This window comes from Comamonas sp. HJ-2 (assembly GCF_053615495.1).
Genome location: NZ_JBSIFD010000016.1, coordinates 75,977 through 97,404, shown reverse-complemented (window position 1 = coordinate 97,404; position 21,428 = coordinate 75,977). Strand labels below are relative to the sequence as shown.

The 21,428-nt window shown below is 60.3% G+C and carries 19 protein-coding genes and 2 tRNA genes; 12 read left to right on the top strand and 9 right to left on the bottom strand.

The genetic code is table 11. The features are described from left to right. The first annotated feature begins 1 nt into the window (after window position 1). The 3 genes from ACWGXF_RS14755 (at window position 2) to ACWGXF_RS14745 (ending at window position 3,952) form a co-directional block, all read left to right on the top strand. On the top strand, window positions 2–946 hold the full coding sequence (locus ACWGXF_RS14755) for a bifunctional OB-fold nucleic acid binding domain-containing protein/MaoC family dehydratase (RefSeq protein ID WP_039049272.1): 945 nt from the start codon (window positions 2–4) through the stop codon (window positions 944–946). Between the two features lie 351 nt (window positions 947–1,297). Then, window positions 1,298–1,501 carry a hypothetical protein gene (locus ACWGXF_RS14750; protein ID WP_039049306.1) on the top strand — a complete coding sequence of 68 codons (204 nt, stop codon included), beginning with the start codon at window positions 1,298–1,300 and terminating at the stop codon, window positions 1,499–1,501. Between the two features lie 351 nt (window positions 1,502–1,852). Then, on the top strand, window positions 1,853–3,952 hold the full coding sequence (locus tag ACWGXF_RS14745) for a TonB-dependent receptor (RefSeq protein WP_039049273.1): 2,100 nt from the start codon (window positions 1,853–1,855) through the stop codon (window positions 3,950–3,952). Between the two features lie 176 nt (window positions 3,953–4,128). Here ACWGXF_RS14745 and tesG read toward each other — a convergent pair whose 3' ends face one another. From tesG to ACWGXF_RS14720, 5 genes are all read right to left on the bottom strand, one after another. After that, window positions 4,129–5,169, bottom strand: coding sequence for a 4-hydroxy-2-oxovalerate aldolase TesG (gene tesG / locus ACWGXF_RS14740; RefSeq protein WP_039049274.1), 1,041 nt, complete (start codon window positions 5,167–5,169; stop codon window positions 4,129–4,131). A 14-nt stretch (window positions 5,170–5,183) separates the two neighbouring features. Then, window positions 5,184–6,107, bottom strand: coding sequence for an acetaldehyde dehydrogenase TesF (gene tesF, locus ACWGXF_RS14735; RefSeq protein ID WP_004341179.1), 924 nt, complete (start codon window positions 6,105–6,107; stop codon window positions 5,184–5,186). 6 nt (window positions 6,108–6,113) lie between these two features. After that, window positions 6,114–6,920 (bottom strand): 2-hydroxyhexa-2,4-dienoate hydratase TesE, encoded by an 807-nt coding sequence (tesE, locus tag ACWGXF_RS14730; protein WP_003071347.1) that lies wholly within the window; start codon window positions 6,918–6,920, stop codon window positions 6,114–6,116. Window positions 6,921–6,924: 4 nt separating this feature from the next. Next, complete coding sequence (locus ACWGXF_RS14725) at window positions 6,925–7,764, bottom strand: alpha/beta fold hydrolase (protein WP_256630021.1); 840 nt, start codon at window positions 7,762–7,764, stop codon at window positions 6,925–6,927. A 79-nt stretch (window positions 7,765–7,843) separates the two neighbouring features. Continuing rightward, on the bottom strand, window positions 7,844–8,821 hold the full coding sequence (locus ACWGXF_RS14720; protein ID WP_003071341.1) for a flavin reductase: 978 nt from the start codon (window positions 8,819–8,821) through the stop codon (window positions 7,844–7,846). 288 nt (window positions 8,822–9,109) lie between these two features. Here ACWGXF_RS14720 and ACWGXF_RS14715 point away from each other — a divergent pair, with 288 nt between their 5' ends. The 9 genes from ACWGXF_RS14715 to ACWGXF_RS14675 all read left to right on the top strand — a co-directional run bounded on the left by ACWGXF_RS14715 (window position 9,110) and on the right by ACWGXF_RS14675 (window position 18,573). Continuing rightward, window positions 9,110–10,297, top strand: coding sequence for an acyl-CoA dehydrogenase family protein (locus tag ACWGXF_RS14715; protein WP_256631318.1), 1,188 nt, complete (start codon window positions 9,110–9,112; stop codon window positions 10,295–10,297). A gap of 104 nt (window positions 10,298–10,401) precedes the next feature. Beyond that, window positions 10,402–12,132, top strand: a complete 1,731-nt coding sequence (locus tag ACWGXF_RS14710) for an FAD-dependent oxidoreductase (protein WP_012837541.1) — start codon at window positions 10,402–10,404, stop codon at window positions 12,130–12,132. A 15-nt stretch (window positions 12,133–12,147) separates the two neighbouring features. After that, window positions 12,148–13,884, top strand: a complete 1,737-nt coding sequence (locus ACWGXF_RS14705; RefSeq protein WP_452102058.1) for an FAD-binding protein — start codon at window positions 12,148–12,150, stop codon at window positions 13,882–13,884. Window positions 13,885–13,967: 83 nt separating this feature from the next. After that, window positions 13,968–15,035 (top strand): ferredoxin--NADP reductase, encoded by a 1,068-nt coding sequence (locus ACWGXF_RS14700; RefSeq protein ID WP_012837543.1) that lies wholly within the window; start codon window positions 13,968–13,970, stop codon window positions 15,033–15,035. Window positions 15,036–15,038: 3 nt separating this feature from the next. Beyond that, on the top strand, window positions 15,039–16,661 hold the full coding sequence (locus ACWGXF_RS14695) for a FadD3 family acyl-CoA ligase (RefSeq protein WP_012837544.1): 1,623 nt from the start codon (window positions 15,039–15,041) through the stop codon (window positions 16,659–16,661). A gap of 99 nt (window positions 16,662–16,760) precedes the next feature. Continuing rightward, window positions 16,761–16,836: transfer RNA gene (locus ACWGXF_RS14690), tRNA-Gly, on the top strand. Window positions 16,837–16,935: 99 nt separating this feature from the next. Next, a tRNA-Leu gene (locus tag ACWGXF_RS14685) sits at window positions 16,936–17,024 on the top strand. 227 nt (window positions 17,025–17,251) lie between these two features. Further along, a complete protein-coding gene (locus ACWGXF_RS14680; protein WP_003061017.1) occupies window positions 17,252–17,881 on the top strand; it encodes a DUF6806 family protein in 630 nt (209 codons plus the stop codon). 74 nt (window positions 17,882–17,955) lie between these two features. Further along, window positions 17,956–18,573, top strand: a complete 618-nt coding sequence (locus ACWGXF_RS14675) for a M48 metallopeptidase family protein (RefSeq protein WP_034407375.1) — start codon at window positions 17,956–17,958, stop codon at window positions 18,571–18,573. Between the two features lie 9 nt (window positions 18,574–18,582). Here ACWGXF_RS14675 and murI read toward each other — a convergent pair whose 3' ends face one another. From murI to ACWGXF_RS14655, 4 genes are all read right to left on the bottom strand, one after another. Continuing rightward, window positions 18,583–19,479, bottom strand: a complete 897-nt coding sequence (gene murI / locus ACWGXF_RS14670; protein WP_012837546.1) for a glutamate racemase — start codon at window positions 19,477–19,479, stop codon at window positions 18,583–18,585. Between the two features lie 85 nt (window positions 19,480–19,564). After that, a complete protein-coding gene (locus ACWGXF_RS14665; RefSeq protein WP_256630023.1) occupies window positions 19,565–19,957 on the bottom strand; it encodes a hypothetical protein in 393 nt (130 codons plus the stop codon). A gap of 240 nt (window positions 19,958–20,197) precedes the next feature. Continuing rightward, complete coding sequence (locus ACWGXF_RS14660) at window positions 20,198–20,788, bottom strand: hypothetical protein (protein WP_256630024.1); 591 nt, start codon at window positions 20,786–20,788, stop codon at window positions 20,198–20,200. Between the two features lie 49 nt (window positions 20,789–20,837). After that, the gene (locus ACWGXF_RS14655; protein ID WP_256630025.1) at window positions 20,838–21,302 is read right to left on the bottom strand and encodes a GNAT family N-acetyltransferase; all 465 of its coding nucleotides are present in this window, start codon (window positions 21,300–21,302) and stop codon (window positions 20,838–20,840) included. Window positions 21,303–21,428 lie beyond the last annotated feature (126 nt).

Genomic DNA, 21,428 nt, shown 5'->3' with positions numbered 1-21,428 from the left:
CATGGCTTGGAACAAACCTCTGCCCCATCCCACGGAAATTTCTGCGCCGTACTGGGAAGGTCTCAAGGCCCACGAAGTGCGCATTCAGCAATGTGATCGTGGACATTCGCTGTTTTTTCCGCGGACCCATTGCCCCACTTGCGGATCGCGCTCCTTGAAGTGGAGCAAAGTGTCGGGCGAAGGCACGCTTTACAGCTTCACCATCGCGCGCATTCCCACCATGCCCGAATTCACGGACGAGATGCCCCAGGCCCTGGCCGTGGTCGAACTCCGTGAAGGCGTGCGCATCAACACCACCATGGTCGGCGTGGAGCCCGAGGCGCTGAAGGTGGGCATGGAGGTGCGTCCCGTGTTTGACGAGCGCCCCGGCGAGGTCACCCTGCTGCGTTTTACCGCCCATGCGGGCAGCCACCCGACCGTCATCAAGGCCGACGCCGAGGCCGCAGTTGCGGTTGCCGTGGTGGAGGAGGCTGCCGCAGCCAAGCGCAGGATTTCCGTCAAGGACATCGAGGCCATGAAGTCGCTGGTGTCCGAGGAGTACAGCCCCTGGTCCAACGAGTTCACTGTAAGCCAGGAAGTCATCAACGAGTTTGCCAGGCTCTCCGGCGACGATTACTGGATTCACACCGACCCCGTGCAGGCGCGCGAGAAAAGCCCGTTCGGCACCACCATCGCCCACGGCGCTCTGGTGCAGGTGCTGGCCAGTCAGCTCAGGATTCCGCTGGACTACGAGGTGGTGGACTTCAACAACATGGTCAACTATGGTTCGGACCGCCTGCGCTTCCCGACCCCCGTGCCCTCCGGCTGCAAGATCCGTGCGCGGGCTCGCATCAAGGCTGTGGAGCAGGTCAAGAGCGGCGTGCAGGCCACGATGGAGCTCAACATCCATGTGGTGGGCCAGGATCGTCCTGCAGTCATCAACGACCTGGTGATTCTCTACATGTAATCGCCGTTGCCCGCCCGGTGAAGGCGGGTGTTTCAGTTTCTTCAAGGGTTGGGGCTTTGCGCAAGCAAAGCCCTTTTTTTGCGACCGTTCACAGATGGGATCCTGGCTCTGTTGGAATGCGCGAAATATCAATCAAATTGGCTTTATGTCTATGTCTGAAAAGCGCTGGCAGCTATCAAATTATTGAAACTCTGCCGGCAGGAGTCAAAGCCATGCGGCGGCGCCATCGGGTCGGCGATCTGGGGTTGCCACCTAAGTAAATACCTGCTCATCAAAATGGACGATGTTGCGTTTTCCGTGCTGGCCATACTGCAAACCAGAAAGGCCATAGAGCCTGTAAAGGAGACAAGCATGAAAACCTCTTTTCGCTGGATGAATGCGCTTCGCGCAGTGTCGCTGGTGGCTGCCGCACTGGCGCTGTACCTGCCTGCCATGAATCTGCCGCAGGGTACCGCTGTGGCAGGGCAGGCGGAGTCTGAGGTCAAGCTGCCCGCCGGCATCGTGCTGGCCAGTGCCCAGACCTCCTGGAACGCAGTTTTTGCATCGGGCTATTGAACCCTGGGCTGAAAGCTCTGCCGGTCGGGTCCTCTCGTTTTCCCTTGATCGGTCCTGAAATCGGCGGCCTGATGGCTGCGAGTTGCCGTTGCATCGGCATCGCCTCCAGTCCGCCTCGGAGGGGCGGATACGGCCTTGTTAAGCCATGGACTCTTGCTGCTTTCAAAGCATCTACATGACTTTGATCTCCAGATAATTTCTGTACTGTAAAGTACAGGTAAATGATACTGATTCTCGATTATGATGCGCACGCTTTTGCACAGCACACAGGTTGTAGCCAATTGATGCCGTAGTCCCTGCTGCGGACGATACCCGCCAAGCCGAATTAAAACTCCGTATAACGAGGCATTCATGGCATTGAGGTATTCGCCGCTGGCAGCGGCATTGGGGCTGGCTTTTTCCGGTGCAGCGTGGGCGCAGCAAGCTTCAGAGGTGGTGCTGGACGAAGTACAGGTCCGCAGCGATCGCCAGCCCGATTCCGGCTACAACCCACCCACGGCAACGAGCGCCACCAAGATCGAGGCACCGTTGCGTGATATTCCTCAGACCGTGAATGTGGTGCCCCAGAGCCTGCTGCGCGATCAGGTCGCTCAATCCATGCAGGACGCTCTCAAGGCCGTGCCTGGCGTGGGCTTTTCTCATGGTGACGGTCAGCGCGATCAGGTCACCATTCGCGGCTTCTCGGCCATTGCCGACCAGTTTGTGGACGGCTTGCGCGATGACGCGCTGTATTTCCGCGATCTGTCCAATATCGAGCAGATCGAAGTGCTCAAGGGTCCGGCATCGGTGCTGTACGGACGCGGCTCGTCGGGCGGCCTGATCAATCGCATCACCAAGAAGCCCGGCGTCAATCTCAGCGAAGTGGGCTTGACTCTGGGGCGCTGGAACCAGCGCCGTGGCGAGTTCGACCTGGCGCGCGCGCCGCAGGACAGTGCTGTCTCCTATCGCCTGACCGGCGCCGTCGAGCGCGCCGACAGCTACCGCGACCAGCAATTTCTCGATCGCAAGGCGCTGGCTGCATCGGTGCTGATCAAGCCCAGCTCGGACACCAGCGTGCTGCTGCAAGCCGACTATCTGAAGGACAGCCGCCTCACGGACTTCGGAATCCCCGCGTACCAGGGCCGGCCGGTCAATGTGTCGCCCGGCACCTATTACGGCGCGGCCAATGCCAGGGACGTGGATGTAAGCCGTGCCGAAGTGGCATCGCTGGGGGCCACGCTGAATCACCGGATCAGCGACAGCCTGTCCTTGCGCAATGCCTTGCGCTACTACGATTATTCGCTGGATAGAAACAACACTCTCGTGGGCTCGGTCAACGAGAAGGCGATGACGGCATCGCTGACACGCGGCAATGTGCAGCGTGACGAGAGCGGATTTTTCAACCAGACCGAGCTGACCCAGAAGCTCGAGTTCGCAGGGGTGAAGCACCAATTGCTGTACGGCTTTGAATTCGGCCGACAGAGCAAGGATCTGCTGTCATACAGCCGAGCCAATGTGGCAACGGTCTCGCTGTTCAATCCGGTGCTGCCGACTTTGCCGCTGCGTATCGACGGCAAGCCTGCGGCGGACAATCACAGCGTCTTCAAGGTGGCCAGCGCCTACCTGCAGGATCTGGTCACCATCAGTCCTCAGTGGAAGGCACTGGCTGGTGTGCGTTACGACCGCTTCCAGCAGGAAACGCATGAGCGCCAGCCAGGCAAGCCGGATCTGGGCCGCACGGACACTGCCTGGAGTCCGCGTGTCGGGCTGGTTTATCAGCCCTCGTCGGCGTGGTCCTACTATGCATCGTGGAGCAAGTCCTTCCAGCCCTCTGGCGAAACCTTTGCGCTGGCTGCCAACAATGCACAGCTGGCACCAGAGAAAACGACCAGCCAGGAAGTCGGCGTCAAATGGGATCTGCCGGACGGCAAGGCTTCGATCACGGCCTCGCTGTTCAAGCTCGAGCGCACCAATATCAAGAGCGTCGACCCCACAAGCAACACCGTCGTGCCTCTGGGCGTGCAGCGCACCAACGGGCTGGAGCTGACGTTTGCCGGAGAGATTGCACCGAGCTGGCAGGTCTGGGCCGGCTATGCATTCCTCGATGGCGAGATGACCACATCGCCTGCCGTCGATTCCGGCCAGCCGGTGCAGGGCAAACGCCCCACGCTGACGCCCAGGCAAAGCGCCAACTTCTGGGTGACCAAGGCACTGGGCCACGGCTTCGGCCTGGGCGGGGGCCTGAACTATGTCGGCGCCCGGTTCGCCAATCCGGGCAATACCGTGACCTTGCCAGGCTACACCACGGTGGATGCCATGGCCTACTACCGCATGGGCCCCTGGGATGTGCAGCTCAAGCTCAACAATCTGCTGAATCGTCGCTACATCGTGGCCGGTCATGGCAGCTCGCCCAATCTCAATCTGCCGGGCGCACCGCGCTCGGCCCAGGTGGTGGCGCGCTATCGCTTCTAAAAAAGGTGTGCCATGTGGCACGGGCCGACTGGCCTGGGCCAGCTGCTGCCAGGGGGCAGCCTAGATGCATAGAGGCCTGATCCTCAGGCCGATGTCGCAAAAAAAGGGTTCAACGACCGCCCCAAGCAGCCGTTGAACCCGATCAAAGTGGCAAAGAGAGCCTGAAGTCAGACGTATCAGGCTGCCACAGCCTGTCTCTGGCGCTCGCGCACCATGGTCAGTGCCGTGTCTTCGATCATGTCTTCCTGGCCGCCCACCATGCCGCGCCGGCCCAGCTCCAGCAGCAGCTCGCGCGCGGGGATGCCGTACTTGGCTTCGGCACGCTTGGCAAACAGCAGGAAGCTGCCATAGACGCCTGCGTAGCCCAGGGTCAGCGCGTCGCGGTCGATGCGGATGGGAAAGTCCATCAACGGCACGACCAGGTCTTCGGCCACGTCCTGGATCTTGAACACGTCCACGCCGGTTTCAATCCCCATGCGCGCGCACACGGCTACCAGCACTTCCATAGGCGTGTTGCCCGCACCGGCGCCTAGGCCGGCAGCCGCAGCGTCGATGCGGTTGGCACCGACTTCCACTGCAGCCAGAGAGTTGGCGATGCCCATGGCCAGGTTGTGGTGGCCATGGAAACCCAGTTCGGTCTCGGGCTTCAGAGCCTGGCGCACGGCGGACAGACGCTCTTTCACGTCGTCCGGCAGCATATAGCCGGCCGAGTCCGTGATGTAGATACAGTTGGCGCCGTAGCTTTCCATCAGCTTGGCCTGCTTGACCAGACCTTCGGCACTGTTCATATGCGCCATCATGAGAAAGCCCACGGTATCCATGCCCATCTTGCGGGCCATGGCGATGTGCTGCTCGGAGACATCGGCCTCGGTGCAATGCGTGGCCACGCGGATGGTGGAGACGCCCAGCTCGTGGGCCATCTTCAGGTGATCGACAGTGCCGATGCCGGGCAGCAAGAGAGCCGAGACCTTGGCCTGCTTCATCAGCGGAATGACGGTGGACAGGTACTCCTCGTCCGTATGTGCAGGAAAGCCGTAGTTGACCGAGCTGCCGCCCAGGCCGTCGCCATGGGTCACTTCAATCAGGGGCACACCAGCGGCGTCCAGTCCCGTGGCCACGGACTTCATCTGTTCCAGGGTCATCTGGTGGCGCTTGGGGTGCATGCCGTCACGCAGCGTCATGTCGTGAACGGTGATCTTCTTACCTTTGAGGGACATGTTCTTCTCCTGGATCAGACAGCAACAGCGGCTTCGGCCAACTCGAAACGGCCGGCGAGGATTTCTTCGGCAAACATCTCGGCCGTGCGCGCCGCAGCGGCGGTCATGATGTCCAGATTGCCCGCGTACTTGGGCAGGTAGTCGCCCAGGCCTTCGACTTCCATATAGATGGAGACGCGGTTGCCGTCGATCACGGGACCGTTGACCAGCTTGTAGCCGGGCACGTATTTCTGCACTTCCTTGATCATGGCGTGCACCGAGGCTTCGATCTCGGCAGGCTTGGGCGTATCCACCGTCAGGCAGTGGATGGTGTCGCGCATGATCAGCGGCGGCTCGGCGGGGTTGATGACGATGATGGCCTTGCCCTTTTGCGCGCCGCCAATCTTTTCCACGGCACCCGATGTGGTGCGGGTGAATTCGTCGATGTTCTTGCGCGTGCCGGGACCGACCGAGCGGCTCGATACCGTGGCCACGATCTCTCCGTAGCTCACGGCCTGCACGCGCGAAACCGCAGCCACCATGGGAATGGTGGCCTGGCCGCCGCAGGTGACCATGTTCACGTTCATGGCCTTTTCTGCAACCTTCTCGGCCAGATTCACGCTGGGCACGCAGTAGGGGCCGATCGCTGCAGGCGTCAGGTCGATCATCAGCACGCCCAGTTCGTTGAGCTTGCGGCTGTTTTCGGCGTGGACATAGGCGCTGGTAGCGTCAAAGGCGATCTGGATGCCGTCTTCCTTGACGAAGGGTAGCAGGCCGTCCACACCGTCGGCAGTGGTCTTGATGCCCATCTCGCGGGCACGCTTGAGACCATCGGACTCAGGGTCGATGCCGACCATCCACACAGGCTCCAGTATGGGGGAACGCTGCAGTTTCATGAGCAGATCGGTACCGATATTGCCGGGGCCGATCAGTGCGCACTTGATCTTTTTTTGCGTCATGGTTTCTTACTCGGTGAATTGAATGGAACAAGTACCCATGCCTTCGATGACCATGTCGAAACGGTCGCCGGCGGCGGCGGGCACCAGGGGGGCGAGAGAGCCAGAGAGAATCACTTCACCGGCTTTGAAAGGAATGCCAAAAGCGCCCAATGTGTTGGCCAGCCAGGCTACGGCTTCAGCAGGGTGGCCCTGCACGGCACTGCCCAGGCCAGAGCCTGCTGGCTGGCCGTTCCGTCGCATTTCCATGGCGGCAGCGGCCAGATCCAGCGAAGCCGGATCTGTGTGCTGCTTGCCGATCACGAAGACGCCGCAGGAAGCGTTGTCGGCCACGGTGTCCTGGATCTTGATCTTCCAGTCCTTGATGCGCGAATCGACGATCTCGAAGCAGGGGGCGACCCACTCGGTGGCGGCCAGCACGTCTTCCTTGGTCACCCCCGGGCCTTGCAGATCCTTCTTGAGCATGAAGGCAATTTCGCCTTCGGCGCGGGGCTGGATCAGACCGGATGCCTTGAGCGAGACGGCTGCGCCGTCTTCAAACTGCATGCTGTCTGTGAGAAAGCCGAAGTCGGGCTGGTGCACATTCAGCATGTCCTGCACGGGCTTGGAGGTCACGCCTATCTTCTTGCCGATCACACGTTCGCCCGATGCTTCGCGCAGGCGCAGCATGTGCAGGGAGATGTGATAGGCGTCTTCCACCGTCATTTCGGGGTGGCTGTCGGTCAGCGGTGCCAGTGTCCTGGCGGTGCGCAGCGCGTCATACAGGCGCCGACCCTGGGTTTCGGTGAATGACAGATCAAGTTCGGTGGTGCTCATGGATTCAACCGTTTTTCATGAAGTCTATGCAGGTGCGGTTGAACATCTCGCGATGCTCGACCTGCACCCAGTGGCCGCACTGGTTGACCAGCACCACGCGACAGTTCTTGATGCCCTTGGCCAGCTTGTCGGCACCGCCCACGGGGTTGAAGGCGTCCTGCATGCCCCAGAACCCCAGCACATTGCACCTGAGTTCAGGCAGCTGCTCGGTCATATTGGGGATGTACAGGCGCTGGCGCGAGGCCTCGGTCTGGGTCGATGCAATCGGGGCGCGTTCATTGATGATTTCGTCCGTCAGCAGCGACTGGTCCACCACCTGCATGCTCATGACGGCGCGCATGGCTTCGGGGCCGGTCTTGCCCGACTTGTAGACATTGAACATATTGGCAATGCCGGGCATGGCCATATAGGCTTCAAACTCTTCCACGCCACCGGGTGCCATGAGGATCAGGCTCTTGACGTCCTCGGGGTACTTGAGCGCATAGCCCAGCGCCACCGCACCGCCCAGCGAGTTGCCCAGCAGGGTGATGTTTTTCAGGCCCAATTGCTCCACCAGTCCCTTGACGCCGGCGATGAAGAAATCCATGTCGTACTGCCTGGGCTCCTCGGTCTTGGACGAGAGGCCGTAACCGAGCAGGTCGGGAACGATGGAGCGAAAGCCGGCCGCAGCAAACTCGGGGTAGTTGCCCTTGAAGTTGCTGTAGCCGCTGGCACCAGTGCCGGCGCCGTGCAAAAAGATCACGGGATCGCCAGAGCCTTGCTCATGGTAGTGAACGCGCTGAGGATGACCGGCCACATTGCCGATGTCCACATACTTGCCTTCTGGGATGGAAAATTGGCTCATCTCTGTTCTTTATGCTTGGAGTGGATAGGCGAAGGCTGTCTCCTGCCTTCGGGTGAGAAATCTTGGATGACGAGGCTTATCAAGCCCTGGCTTGCCAGAGCTTGGGCAGGCCGGGATCGGTGGCGGCAATCGCCTTTTTGAGCAGATTGCGCAGCGTGGCTGCTTCCATCTCGCCAAGGCTTGCTATCAAATCGGTTTCCACGGCTTTGGCTGCGGCCAGCACACGCAAGATGGCTTCGTTGCCCAGGGGCGTGAGTTGCAGCGACTCGGCGCGCTCGCGGCTCTCTTCCACCCAGCCCTTGCTGATCAGCGACTGCAGGGCCACGGCTCCGATGTCGGTGCCGGTGTAGGCCATGTGAGACGCAATTTCGGCAGGCGACTGGGGCTGCTGGATACTCAGCAGCGAGAGCACGTAAAAATCGGCATCGGTCATGCCGTAAGCCGCCATGGGCTTGCGCAAGCCGCTCAGGAATTGAAAGTGCGCGCGGCCCATCAAATATCCGATCAGGTTTTCCGAGTAGGCAGTATTGGTGTCTGCGGCCGGTTCGCTGGCCACGGCGTTGGCCTTGCGTGAAGCCAGGGCGTAACCGCCGGTCACGTAGAGCAGGGGAGGGTGTGGGTTGGCGTCGTAGTCGGTCACCTCGCCCACAAAGATGATGTGGTCGCCGCCGTCGTACTGAAATGCCGTCTTGCACCTGAAGCGCGCGCTGCAGTCCTGCAGCAGCGGGGCATGGGCTGCCTCGGAGTCCAGCGGCAGGCCGGAGAACTTGTCTTCGCCAGCACGGGCAAAGCGGTTCGACAGGGCTTCTTGCTCGTTGGAGAGGATGTGCACATTCCAGGTGTCGGCGTTCTGGAATACAGGCAGGCTGCGGGCGTTCTTGGCCAGGCTCCACAAAACCATGGGGGGCTCCAGCGAAACCGAGTTGAAGCTGTTGGCCGTGATTCCTACAGGCTCGCCATTCTCTGCACGGGTGGTGACGATGGTGACCCCGGTGCCAAACATGCCCAGGGCGCGGCGAAAGTCTTTGGGGTCGAAGGTTGCTGCAGTGCTTTGCATGGGGTGAATGTCTCCTTGGTGCAAGAGTGCTGCGAACAGGGCTTTTATGAATCCTTCACATGGACTAGCAGCGCAAAACAGGGCTTGGTGTTTGTCCTAGGCTCGGTGTTTTTGCTGTGCGGGATCAGGCTTTGGAGAAGTCCGCAAACGCCTGCTTCATCGTTAGTCTGATCGGACGATGAACGGAAAATTGCATGGTGAGAGCATTTCTGTCATAGGCGAAAAGGCCTTGCCCACCACACCACAAGCCGTCCGGTGGAGCGGCAACTGGAGACCTGAATGAACACAATGACAGATAACTACCTCACCCCTGATGCGCTGGCCGTGATCGAGCGTGCCAAGGCCCTGGCGCCCAAGCTGGCGGCGCGCGCGCAGCAGGCGGATCGCGAAGGAAAGATCAGCGACGAAACCGTTCAGGAGATGGCTGAGGCGGGTCTGTTCCGTGTGCTGCAGCCCAAGCGCTGGGGTGGCTATGAAATGGATCCCCGTGTGTTCTACAGCGTGCAGATGGAGCTGGCCAAGGGCTGCATGTCCACGGCCTGGATTTACGGGGTGGTCGGCGTTCACCCCTGGCAGCTGGCGCTCTTCCCCGACCAGGCCCAGCAGGATGTGTGGGGCAAGGATAACGGCGTGCGCATCGCCTCGACCTATATGCCTACTGGCAAGGCCGAGCCCGTGGAAGGCGGATTCAGGTTCAACGGTCGCTGGAGCTTTTCCACCGGCTCCAAGCATTGCGACTGGCTGTTTCTCGGCGGTCTGCTGCCCAAGCGTGATGGCACGCCTGGCCTGGAGCATGTGACTTTTCTGGTGCCCAAGGCGGACTACCGCATTGAGGACAACTGGGATGTGCTGGGCCTGCGCGGCACAGGCAGTCATGACATCGTGGTGGAAAACGCGTTTGTCCCGGCACATCGCATCCAGTACACCAACGACCACAGCGATGTGGGCTGCCCCGGCCGCATGGAAAACAGCAGCTGGCTGTTCCGCATCCCCTTTACCCATGTGTTCCAGCGTGCGGTGTCCACCGCCTGCCTGGGCGCGCTGGAAAGCGCCATCGCGTCGTTCACCGAGCGCGCGACGGCGCACGTTGGAAAGCATGGCAACAGGATGGCAGAGGACGTGAACGCCCAGACGGCCGTGACCGAAGCCACGATTGCGCTGGACCAGCTCAAGATGGTGCTGTTCCGCAATTACGCACGCATTGTGGATGCGGCCAAGACTGGTATTCAGCTGACGCTGGAAGAGCGTCTGCTGCAGCGTGCTCAGGCGTCATACGTTCCCAAGCTGACGGGCTTTCATGCCAATGAGCTGATGCGTGCCTGCGCAGCCAGCGGTACTTTCAAGAACAATCCCATCGAGCGCATCTTCCGCGACATCCATCAGGGACGTACCCACATTGCGAACAACACGGATGCCTATGTGCGCGCCTATGGCTCGCATGTGCTGGGCATTCCCAACCAGGAACCCTTTGTCTGATTGAATTCAGGCCAAGCTGCGGCAGTGCTCTCACAACGGAGGCTGCCGCCAGCGTGTATTTGCGACAGTCCATCCATAGAACAAAAGATTGACGGAGACAAGGTATGGCAGAACAAGAATATGACCTGATCGTCGTGGGGTCGGGGGCAGGTGCCATGTTGGGCGCCATTCGCGCGCAGGAGCAGGGCCTCAAGACTCTGGTGGTGGAGAAGACAGAGCTGTTCGGCGGCACTTCGGCCCTGTCGGGGGGCGGCATCTGGATCCCGCTCAATTACGATCAGAAGACCGCTGGCATCAAGGACGATCTGGAAACCGCATTTGGCTATATGAAGCGCTGTGTGCGCGGCATGGCGACGGACGACCGCGTGCTGGCCTATGTGGAAACCGCCAGCAAGATGGCCGAGTACCTGCGCCAGATCGGCATCCCTTATCGCGCCATGGCCAAGTATGCGGATTACTACCCCCATATCGAAGGCTCCAGGCCCGGCGGCCGCACCATGGATCCGGTTGACTTCAATGCCGCCAGGCTGGGCCTGGCGGCGCTGGAAACCATGCGCCCCGGCCCTCCCGGCAACCAGTTGTTCGGCCGCATGAGCATCAGTGCCTTCGAGGCGCATTCCATGCTCTCGCGCGAGCTCAAGTCGCGCTTCACCATCCTGGGCATCATGCTCAAGTATTTTCTGGATTACCCCTGGCGCAACAAGACCAGGCGCGATCGTCGCATGACGGGCGGCCAGGCGCTGGTGGCAGGCCTGCTGACTGCTGCCAACAAGGTCGGTGTCGAGATGTGGCGCAACTCTCCGCTCAAGGAGCTGGTGCAGGATGCATCGGGCCGTGTGACGGGTGTCATCGTTGAAAGGAATGGTCAGCGCCAGCAGATCAACGCCAGACGTGGCGTGTTGTTGGGTGCTGGTGGCTTTGAGCGCAATCAGGAGATGCGGGACCAGTATCTGAACAAGCCCACCAAGGCAGAGTGGACGGCCACTCCAGTGGGAGGCAATACCGGCGATGCTCACCGGGCCGGTCAGGCCGTGGGCGCGCAGCTGGCGCTGATGGACTGGTCCTGGGGCGTGCCCACCATGGATGTTCCCAAGGAGCCGGCCTTTCGCGGCATTTTCGTGGAGCGCTCGCTGCCGGGGTGCATGGTGGTCAACAGCAGGGGGCAGCGCTTTCTCAACGAGTCCGGCCCTTATCCGGAATTCCAGCAGGCCATGCTGGCCGAACATGCCAAGGGCAATGGCGGCGTGCCTGCATGGATTGTGTTCGACGCCAGCTTCCGCGCGCAAAACCCCATGGGGCCGCTGATGCCTGGATCGGCCGTGCCGGACAGCAAGGTGCGCAAGAGCTGGCTGAACAATGTCTACTGGAAGGGCGAGACGCTGGAAGATCTGGCGCGCCAGATCGGCGTGGACGCTGCAGGCCTGCAGGACAGTGCGCGCCGCATGACCGAATACGCCAGAGCTGGCAAGGATCTGGACTTTGACCGCGGCGGCAATGTGTTTGACCGCTACTACGGCGATCCGCGTCTCAAGAATCCCAACCTCGGCCCCATCGAGAAAGGTCCGTTCTACGCGATGCGCCTGTGGCCCGGCGAGATCGGCACCAAGGGAGGGCTGCTTACCGATAGAGAGGGGCGTGTGCTCGACACGCAAGGCAGGATCATCGAGGGGCTGTACTGCGTGGGCAATAACTCCGCCTCCGTCATGGGGCCGGCCTACGCCGGCGCTGGCTCCACCCTGGGGCCTGCCATGACTTTTGCCTTTCGCGCCGTGGCCGACATGCTAGGCAAACCCTTGCCGCTTGAGAACCCGCATCTGCTGGGCAAGACGGTTTGATCAGGAGGCGCGGAAATGTCCAATTTCAAAAAGCATGTCAACACCATCAATCCTGTGGGTGCAGTCTTGGATGTGCGGTCGGCCGATGAGGTTCAGTGGTCCGATGCCAGCGATGTGGTGGTGGTCGGCTGGGGAGGCGCTGGTGCCAGTGCAGCGATTGAGGCGCGCGAGCAGGGGGCCGAAGTTCTGGTGATAGACCGCTTCAGCGGCGGTGGTGCCAGTGTGCTGTCGGGTGGTGTGGTCTATGCCGGTGGCGGTACCAGGTACCAGAAGGAGGCGGGCTTCGAGGACTCACCCGAAGCCATGACTGCCTACCTCAAGCATGAGGTCAATGGTGTGGTCAGTGACGAGACACTGGCTCGCTTCAGCCGCGACAGCGTGGCCAACCTGAATTGGCTGGAAAAGCAGGGCGCTACCTTTGCATCGACCATGCCTGCGTACAAGACCTCCTATCCGACCGATGGCCTGTATCTGTACTACTCGGGCAACGAGGTGGTGCCCGCCTACGGCAACCCACAACTGGTCAAGAAGCCCGCTCCGCGCGGTCATCGCGTGGTGGCCAAGGGGCAGTCGGGAGCGACGTTCTTTGCCGCGCTGCAAAAATCCACATTGGCGCACGGAGCCCGCACATTGACGCAGGCCCGCGTCCAGCGCCTGGTGCGCGAGAAGGACAGTGGCCGTGTATTGGGCGTGGAGGTGATGGTGTTGCCCGAAGGCGATCCACGTACCGAACGCCACAAGAAGCTCGATGAGCTGGTGGCCAAGTGGCGTTTGTATCAGGCACCACGTGCCCAGGCGGGTCGTCGTGAAGCTGCGCAGATCGAAAGCGAGATCGGCGAGAAGCGCTACATCCGTGCTCGCAAAGGTGTGGTGCTGTCCACTGGCGGCTATATCTTCAATTCGGAGTTGCTGGAACGGCATGCGCCGGCTTACAAGCCCGGCTGGCTGACCGGTGCTGCGGGCTGCGATGGCTCTGGTCTGCGCCTCGGGCAATCCGTGGGAGGGATCGCTCAGGATCTGAACAATATCTCGGCCTGGCGCTTCATCACGCCACCCTCGGTCTGGCCCAAGGGTCTGGTGGTCAACACCAAAGGCGAGCGTTTCTGCAATGAACAGGTCTACGGTGCCAAGCTCGGCTACGAGATGATGGAAAAGCAGGGGGGACAGGCTTGGCTCATCATTGATAGCAAGCTGCGCAGGCAGGCTGCGTGGCAGTGCCTGTTTGGCGGTTTGTGGGCCTTCCAGTCCATGCCCGCGCTGGCGCTGATGTACAAGGTCGCGATAAAGGGCAAATCTGTCGCCGATCTGGCCAAAAAGCTTCGCATGGATGCAACAGTGCTGCAGCTCCAGTTCGATCACGCCAATGCCGCTGCACGCGGTGAGATCGAAGACCCGTTGGGCAAGTCCCAGGACATGCGCCATGAGTTCAAGGGCGGCTCGCTGTTTGCCATCGATATCTCCATCAGCCAGAAGATGTTCCCGCTGGCCGTCCTGAGTCTGGGGGGCCTCAAGGTCAACGAGGACAACGGTGCAGTGATTGACGGTGCCGGCTATGACATTCCCGGGCTGTATGCCGCGGGGCGCACCGCCATTGGTGTGGCTTCCTCGCGTTATGTGAGCGGCTTGTCCCTGGCCGACTGCGTGTTCTCGGGCCGCCGAGCGGGCAAGGCGGCTGCACTGGAAGGGGGCGAGCCCCCTGCTGCCCAGGCAGTGTGTCCGCAGGCAAGCGCTGTGGAGAGCGTCAGTTCCTGACCCCGTGGATTGGGGACGATCTTGTGCCGGGGCGCCAGTGCAAGGTTGCACAAAAAGAGTGAGTGAGTAAGGGGTAAGAAGAAATGAGCAGTGAAGCCACAACAACCGCGTCGCGGTATCACCCGCTGCGCGTGCGCGCGGTGATTGACGAGACGCACGATACCAAGTCAATTGTGTTCGAGGTGCCAGAGGCTCTGGCTGAGCAATTCAGCTATCGTCCCGGCCAGTTTCTGACTCTGCGACTGCCTATCGAGGGCCGCTATGTGCCTCGCTGCTACTCCATGTCCAGTGCCCCGATGCTCGACGATGCCTTGCGGGTGACTGTCAAGCGCGTCGACAAGGGACGAGGCTCCAACTGGGTTTGCGACAGGGTTCAGGTGGGTGACTCCATCGAGCTGATGCCACCATCGGGCCTGTTTTCGCCCCGGAATCTGTCTCAGAACTTTTTGCTGCTGGCCGGTGGCAGCGGAATCACACCGGTGTTCTCCATCTTGCGCACCGTACTCAAGCAGCATCAGGGCAATGTGGTGCTGTTCTATGCCAACCGCGATGAGCGCTCGGTGATCTTCAAGAAGGACCTGCAGCAGCTGGCGGCCGAGTATCCGGATCGCCTGCAGGTCATTCACTGGCTGGACTCTGTGCAAGGCGCGCCTTCGCAGAAGCAGCTCGCAGCCTGGGCCACGCCCTGGGTGGCCGATGCTGGCCAGGCCTTTATCTGCGGGCCGGGCCCCTTCATGGATGCCGCGCAGGCCGCGATGATCGAGGCCGGCATGCCTGCCGAGCAGGTACATGTGGAGCGCTTTGTCTCTCTGCCTGACGAGGAGACTCTGCAACTGATGCAGGAGGCAACTGCTCCCGTGGAGGCTGCTGTCGACCAGGCACTGGTGCAGCTGCGTCTGGACGGCGAGGAATACGAATTCAACTGCAGTGGCACGGAGACCATTCTGGAGGCCGGACTGCGCGCCGGCATCAATGTGCCCTACTCCTGCCAGGCCGGCATGTGCGCATCCTGCATGTGCCAGGTGCAGGACGGCAGCGTACATCTGCGACACAACGAAGTGCTGGATGCCAAGGATCTGTCCAAGAAGTGGACGCTGGCCTGTCAATCCGTGCCCACCAGCGAAAAGCTGCGCGTCAAATTTCCGGAGTAACTTATGTCGAATACCAACCAGAACGCGATGCCCGAGTCTTCGCTGACCTTGCCCGGCATGCTGGCTGACGTGGTCAGCCGCTTTGCCGACCGCGCGGCGATTGTCGAAAACGGCAAATCCATCAGCTATGCCCAGTTGCAGCAGCTGAGCCGCCTGGCCGCACGTGCCTTGATGAGTCTGGGCGTGCAGGCTGGCGACCGTGTGGCTCTGTGGGCACCGAATCTCAGCGAGTGGATCGTTGCCGCCTGCGGTGTGCATGCTGCGGGCGGCGTGCTGGTGCCCTTGAACACCCGCATGAAGGGCGCCGAGGCTGCCGATATTCTCGAGCGCAGCCGTGCCAGGGTGCTGGTGTGCGTGGGCGACTTCCTGAACAACTACTACCCGGATCTGCTGAACGGCCTGCGTCCTGTCACACTGCAGCAGGTGGTGGTACTCGGTGACAAGGTGCTGCCCAGCGCGGATATGAACTGGGCGCAGTTCATGGCCAGGGCCGATGACACGACTGCCGGAGCCCAGCAGCAGCGTGAAGCCCGGATCAAACCTGACGATACGGCCGATCTGATGTTCACTTCCGGCACCACGGGACGCCCCAAGGGAGTGATGTGCGCGCACCGCCCGACGATCCTGGCTTTCAAGGCCTGGTCGGATGTGGTGGGTTTGACCGAAGGCAGCCGATACCTGATCGTCAATCCGTTCTTTCACACCTTTGGCTACAAGGCCGGCTGGGTGGCAGCCTTGCTGCAGGGCTCTACCGTCTATCCCGAGCAGGTATTTGATGCGCAAGCCATCTTGCATCGCATCGAGAGCGACCGTATCAGCTTCCTGCCCGGGCCGCCCACTCTGTTTCTGTCCATGCTGGCGCATCCGGGGCTCAAGAATTTCGATCTGAGTTCGCTGAAGTCCTCCGTGACCGGTGCTTCCACGGTACCTCCCATTCTCATCAAGCGCATGCGCGAGGAGCTGGGCATCATGAATGTCACCACGGCCTACGGCCTGACGGAGTGCGGTGGTTGTGCCACGCTCTGCGAGCCTTCCGACAATGTGGAAACCGTGGCCAATACCTGTGGCAAGGCCCTGCCGGGGACCGAGGTGCGCTGTGTGGATGAGCAAGGGCAGCCTGTTGCCCCGGGTGAAGCGGGGGAGGTGCTGCTGCGCGGCTACCACATCATGCAGGGCTACTTCGAGGATGAAAAGGCCACGGCAGAAACCATTGATGCCGATGGCTGGTTGCATACAGGTGATGTGGGAGTGCTTGACGAGCGCGGCTATCTGCGTATTACCGACCGCCTCAAGGATATGTTCATCGTGGGCGGCTTCAACTGCTACCCTGCAGAAATAGAGCGCATGCTGTCCAACCACCCCGAGGTGGCACAGGTTGCCGTGGTCGGGGTGGCCGACGAGCGCATGGGCGAGGTTGGCTGTGCCTGCGTGGTGACACGCAACGGCGTGACACTGGACCAGGAGGCCTTCATCGCCTGGTGCCGCGCCAATATGGCCAACTACAAGGTGCCGCGCTTTGTCCTCCAGCTCGATGGCCTGCCCGTCAACGCATCCAACAAGGTGCAAAAGCGCGATCTGCTGCAGATCGTCAAGGGCAGGCTTGAGTCTGTACCTCAGCCTGCCTGAACAGGGCTATCTGAAAAAGCCACACGGTTTTCGAAAACCGGCTCAAAATCGTGGCTATAATTCGAGTCTGCTCTGTAAGGCGAACGGCTTTGCAGAAATGCGGGAATAGCTCAGTTGGTAGAGCGATACCTTGCCAAGGTATAGGTCGACGGTTCGAACCCGTTTTCCCGCTCCAGATTTTGAAAAGGGAAGCAAAAGCTTCCCTTTTTTATTGCTTTGGTCGCATGGCTGATGCAATACTTCTCGCTGGCGCCCGGCGCCGGTTGTGAAGTGGGCCCCGATGGTGAAATTGGTAGACACTGCAGACTTAAAATCTGCCGCTTTTAACGAAGCGTACCGGTTCGATTCCGGTTCGGGGCACCAGAATTGAAAAGCCTGCTATATCTTGTGTAGCGGGCTTTTTTTATTTGTGACTTGAGTAGCCGTTGCTGCCCGCAGTCTTGCTGAAGGTGGGAAAATTCAGTCACTGCGATGCCGTAGGGCTGTGGGCGTCAAGGCTTGGCCAAGGCGCTTGGAAAAGTCCTGGCTTCGATGCAATATGGCTTGCAGTTCTGTCATGCTGACGAGGCCTGCACTCCCAGAGAAAAAAGATGTCTAGTTACAACGCTGCTTTTGAAATTCATGTCCACGGACAGGTTCTGCTCCGTGCTGATGTTACGTATGAGCAGCTGCAAGATGCATTGCGTCCCTTGTGGGCCTATGCTGGTGCGCGCTCATTGACCGACGGCGAGGGAAGTCTCTATGAAGAAGAGCCCGGCATTCAGTTCGACGCCAAGGAGCATCTGCTGCAGATGTGCTGGACCGTACGTGGTGACGATGATTTTCGTCAGTCCCTGGACGATATGTGCATGGGGCTCAACGAGCTGGCCGAGCAGGGCTCGCCCATCGAGGTGACCTTCTACGACACCGAGTTCGACGAGGAAGAGGCTCCTGCCGAGGCCCAGAGTCGCGATGACTTCCTGATGCTGTTTGTCGGTCCCAATCCCGCAGCCATCATGCAGGTGCAGCGCGATCTGCTGGTGCAGGATGTCATCAACATGATGGAGCGTCACTTTGACGGCGCAGAGCTCGGCGGAGTGGTGCAGGAGATCGACAAGCTGTTCTCGCAGCGCTTCGAAGCCCTGGTCAGCTCGCTGGAACTGGGCAAGCCGCCGCGTGGTGGATCGGGGGGCTCGGCCTCCGGTCATGGCGGCAATCGCCGCCCGCGCCATCTGCATTGATTCCTTCGATCATCCGCTGTCAAAGCCCTCTGTGCTGCAGTCCCGAGACTGTGGCGGAGGGCTTGTCTTTTGTCATGAAGCCCATTCCTACACCCAAGTATTCAGGAGCCGTGACCCAGCAGCTGCGCAAGGACAGGGCTGCGCGCGCCAGCATGGGCGAAGAAGGGGTGAATGCATCCATGCCTCTGGCATTGCCCTATCTCTCGGGCTACGCGCCATCGCTGCAGAATCAGGTGCGCGACTGGCTGCTCGCGGGCAGGGCCGCTGACTGGCTGCTGCGCAAATATCCGCAGGCCCACGCGGTTCGCACGGACAGGGCGCTCTATGACTATGTCGATGCGCTCAAGGCGCAATATCTGCGCAATGCAGGGCAGTTGCACAAGGTGGCCTACGACAGCAAGATTCATGTGGTGCGCAATGCCCTGGGTCTGCATACGCGGCGTGCGATTGCGCATGGCGGCAGGCTCAATGCTCGGCACGAGATTCATGTGGCGGCCATGTTCAAGCAGGCGCCAGATGCCTTTTTGCGCATGATTTGCGTGCATGAGCTCGCGCATATCCGCATCATGGATCACGACAAGGCTTTCTATCAGTTATGCACGCATATGGAGCCTGATTACCATCAGTTGGAGTTCGATGTGCGTTTTTATCTCAGTTATCTGGATCAGGGCGGCGAGCTGCTCTGGAGCTGATGGCGCAGATCAGGCGGGGGTGGGCACTGCGCTGGGCGAGCACACGTTGACGGCCAGGCTGCAGCCTTCGGGTAGCTCCAGCCAACGCTGGGCTGCGGCTTGCATGGCCGTCAGGCGGCCGGTCGTCATGAGCTGAATCTGATCGGCCTGGGCCAGCTGCAGCGATCCATCGGTCTCGGCTCCCAGCAGATTGCGCTGCTCCAGCATGCGCCGGGTCTGGCGTGCCACGGGGGCACCCGTGTCCAGGAGCTGAATATCGGGCCCCAGCAGGGCACGCAAATCATCCTTGACGAACACATAGTGGGTACAGCCCAGCACCAGCGTATCCATCTGTCCTGTCTTAAGGCCGAAACTCCCTAAAGCGCTTGTGTACTTTGCGCACAGCGCTCTGATCTCCGTGGCGCTTGCGTCCTCGGGCAATGCCTGCTCCGTGCTTTGCTCGATCGCCCTGGCCAGGCCGTCGCAGGCTTGGAGGTGAAACTCGGCGCGTTGCCCATGCTCCGACACCAGGCGTGCCACACGCTGGCTGGAGATGGTGCCCCGGGTGGCCATCACTCCCACATGATGGGTCTGGCTGGAAAAAGAGGCAGGTTTGATAGCCGGTTCCACGCCAATGACGGGCAGTTGCGGCAAGCGTTCGCGCAACAGTTCCACGGCCGCAGCGGTGGCAGTATTGCAGGCAATCACGAGAATCTTGATGTCGTGCTGCTCCAGCAGGTATTTCGCAATGGCCAGGCTGCGCTCCTGCACAAACGCATCGCCGCGTGCATCGCCATAGGGGGCATTGCCGCTGTCGGCCAGATAGACAAACTGCTCGTGCGGCAGCTCGTGGCGCAGTGCCTGCAGCACGCTGAGGCCGCCCACACCGCTATCAAAAATACCGATGGGGGAGTGAGGAGTGGGCATGGTGCAAGAGGTAGGTGGAGGCGATGGTGCGGCCGTCAGTATGCGCCGCTTTGGGGGCCGGCGGCGCCTCCAGGGCTATGGTTTATCAGGGATTCGGGCTGTCCTGGTCTGCAGGCAAGCCGCAGACCGGGCAGAAATTATCACCATGACCGACTTCATGCCCGGCCGGGCAGTGGCGGATCTTGAGCATGGAAGGCAGGTTCCAGCTCGAGAAGAAGATGCAAAACGCCATGCCGTAGAAGATCATCCAGTGGCCCGAGAACACGCGCAAGCCGTGCTGCTGCTCGGCCATGCCGCCCGCAATGCCGAGAAAAAAGTTGGCAAAAGCGTAAATGAAGACCGCATAGGCAGTGTTGCGCATCCAGGAGGGGCAGCCTGCGAGCACCTTCTTCCAGGAAAACTGCAGGCGATTGCCGTTGTTGATGCGCTGAGCAATCAGTGCCGCAGGCATCCAGACGACAAAAATCCCGATGCTCATGGCGCTTCTGAATATCTCCAGGACATTTTGAGGTAAGTATGTTTCAAGTGCATCTATCTGCCCTGTAAGTGCAGTCAAATGTGTGATTGCACTGAGCGCAAAGCCCACTCCGGAAATCAGCATCAATGGCGGCAGAAGAATTTGCATGGCGGCTTGAAAAGACAAAAAAAGGAGCTGAAAGCGCTTGTTTACTGATAGTTTCAGCAGTCAATAAGATGTTTTTTTATTGTGGCACAGCGATCATTGCTCATCTTTTTGCTGTGGGGCCGCCAGACGAATGCTGTCCACAAGCCTGCCAAAGTAGCTTTCGCGCATGGACAGCGAAGCGGGCAATGGGGCAGATGGCAGGCTGTCGTAGCCATCTTCATCAATGCAGAATTCGAAAAACAGGTAGTCAACTTCGGGCAGCTTGAGCTGATGGCGGCAGGCATGGCGGCCTGTGCCCCGTTTTTTCTCGGCAATGGTCTGCATGCTGGTATTGCTTCCCAGGATCGCCGTGTAGACCATGGGCAGGGTGGCTGCCAGGTTGAGCCAGAGCATGAAAGCCATGAAAGCGGTGCATAGCAAGGCCATCAGCCAGCGCTTGATGGGGCCGTAGCTGAGCCAGGGGCCTGCGGGTTGCCAAAGTCCCAGCCTATGGAGTCGCCGCAACCAAATGCCGGCTGCTGCGGTAAATGCCAGCGCCAGATACAGCGCGATCAGTTGCCAATGCGCATCGGGTATGAAGCTGCGCCAGAAAATGGGGGCGAGTGCGCCCATCATCACCGCCATGAAAGCGACGATCAGCCATTTCTGTGGATTGGAGGTTTCAGGTTTCCAGAGCCAGTTCATGCTTGTTGCATCGGTTGGGGTGCTGCCGGTAGTTTGATCTGAGCCAGGTTCAAAGAGTTTTTCGCATATGCGCGTTGCTCAGGGCAATGCCACGTACGACGGGGATTTGCTGGCGCTGTAGCTCAAAGCCGAAATGAGCGAAGAAAGCCTGGGCATTGAGACTGACATCGGCGGTCAGCTCAGACAGGCCGTTTTGCCGTGCTGCTTGTTCGATATGTGCAAGCAGCAATCGGCCCACGCCTTGGCGCGCATATTGCGGGGCTACAAAAAAGTGGTCGATATAGCCATTGGCCTGCAGATCGGCATAACCCATGGGTGAGTCATTGGCGCAGATAGCGACAAAAGGCTTGAGTGCCTGGATGCGCTGGCGCCACTCCATCCAGTCGGGATGTTGTGGCGCCCAGGCGTCAAGCTGCACCTGGCTGTAGTGATTCACTGCCAGCTGATGAACAGCATCGTGAAACACCTGCCATAGCGCGACTTCATCTCCGGGGCGATAGCTGCGTACATGCATGGGTTGGCAGATTGATTGAGTTTGGCAAAAATGGTTTGCAGCAGATGTATGACACCGGTGCCGCGCGCAAGGGCGGCTGTGGAAGCACTTCTTTATCTGCATGCAACCCGCTGTTTTGATGGATTT

What these genes read in the sequence shown, in the direction of transcription:
- ACWGXF_RS14705 (WP_452102058.1), top strand. Translation starts at nt 12,148, where the DNA reads ATGTCCAATTTCAAAAAGCATGTCAACACCATCAATCCTGTGGGTGCA.
- ACWGXF_RS14745 (WP_039049273.1), top strand. Translation starts at nt 1,853, where the DNA reads ATGGCATTGAGGTATTCGCCGCTGGCAGCGGCATTGGGGCTGGCTTTT.
- ACWGXF_RS14695 (WP_012837544.1), top strand. Translation starts at nt 15,039, where the DNA reads ATGTCGAATACCAACCAGAACGCGATGCCCGAGTCTTCGCTGACCTTG.
- ACWGXF_RS14720 (WP_003071341.1), bottom strand. Translation starts at nt 8,821, where the DNA reads ATGCAAAGCACTGCAGCAACCTTCGACCCCAAAGACTTTCGCCGCGCC.
- tesF (WP_004341179.1), bottom strand. Translation starts at nt 6,107, where the DNA reads ATGACGCAAAAAAAGATCAAGTGCGCACTGATCGGCCCCGGCAATATC.
- ACWGXF_RS14725 (WP_256630021.1), bottom strand. Translation starts at nt 7,764, where the DNA reads ATGAGCCAATTTTCCATCCCAGAAGGCAAGTATGTGGACATCGGCAAT.
- tesE (WP_003071347.1), bottom strand. Translation starts at nt 6,920, where the DNA reads ATGAGCACCACCGAACTTGATCTGTCATTCACCGAAACCCAGGGTCGG.
- ACWGXF_RS14710 (WP_012837541.1), top strand. Translation starts at nt 10,402, where the DNA reads ATGGCAGAACAAGAATATGACCTGATCGTCGTGGGGTCGGGGGCAGGT.
- ACWGXF_RS14660 (WP_256630024.1), bottom strand. Translation starts at nt 20,788, where the DNA reads ATGAACTGGCTCTGGAAACCTGAAACCTCCAATCCACAGAAATGGCTG.
- ACWGXF_RS14665 (WP_256630023.1), bottom strand. Translation starts at nt 19,957, where the DNA reads ATGAGCATCGGGATTTTTGTCGTCTGGATGCCTGCGGCACTGATTGCT.
- ACWGXF_RS14675 (WP_034407375.1), top strand. Translation starts at nt 17,956, where the DNA reads ATGAAGCCCATTCCTACACCCAAGTATTCAGGAGCCGTGACCCAGCAG.
- ACWGXF_RS14715 (WP_256631318.1), top strand. Translation starts at nt 9,110, where the DNA reads ATGACAGATAACTACCTCACCCCTGATGCGCTGGCCGTGATCGAGCGT.
- ACWGXF_RS14655 (WP_256630025.1), bottom strand. Translation starts at nt 21,302, where the DNA reads ATGCATGTACGCAGCTATCGCCCCGGAGATGAAGTCGCGCTATGGCAG.
- ACWGXF_RS14680 (WP_003061017.1), top strand. Translation starts at nt 17,252, where the DNA reads ATGTCTAGTTACAACGCTGCTTTTGAAATTCATGTCCACGGACAGGTT.
- ACWGXF_RS14700 (WP_012837543.1), top strand. Translation starts at nt 13,968, where the DNA reads ATGAGCAGTGAAGCCACAACAACCGCGTCGCGGTATCACCCGCTGCGC.
- ACWGXF_RS14755 (WP_039049272.1), top strand. Translation starts at nt 2, where the DNA reads ATGGCTTGGAACAAACCTCTGCCCCATCCCACGGAAATTTCTGCGCCG.
- tesG (WP_039049274.1), bottom strand. Translation starts at nt 5,169, where the DNA reads ATGTCCCTCAAAGGTAAGAAGATCACCGTTCACGACATGACGCTGCGT.
- ACWGXF_RS14750 (WP_039049306.1), top strand. Translation starts at nt 1,298, where the DNA reads ATGAAAACCTCTTTTCGCTGGATGAATGCGCTTCGCGCAGTGTCGCTG.
- murI (WP_012837546.1), bottom strand. Translation starts at nt 19,479, where the DNA reads ATGCCCACTCCTCACTCCCCCATCGGTATTTTTGATAGCGGTGTGGGC.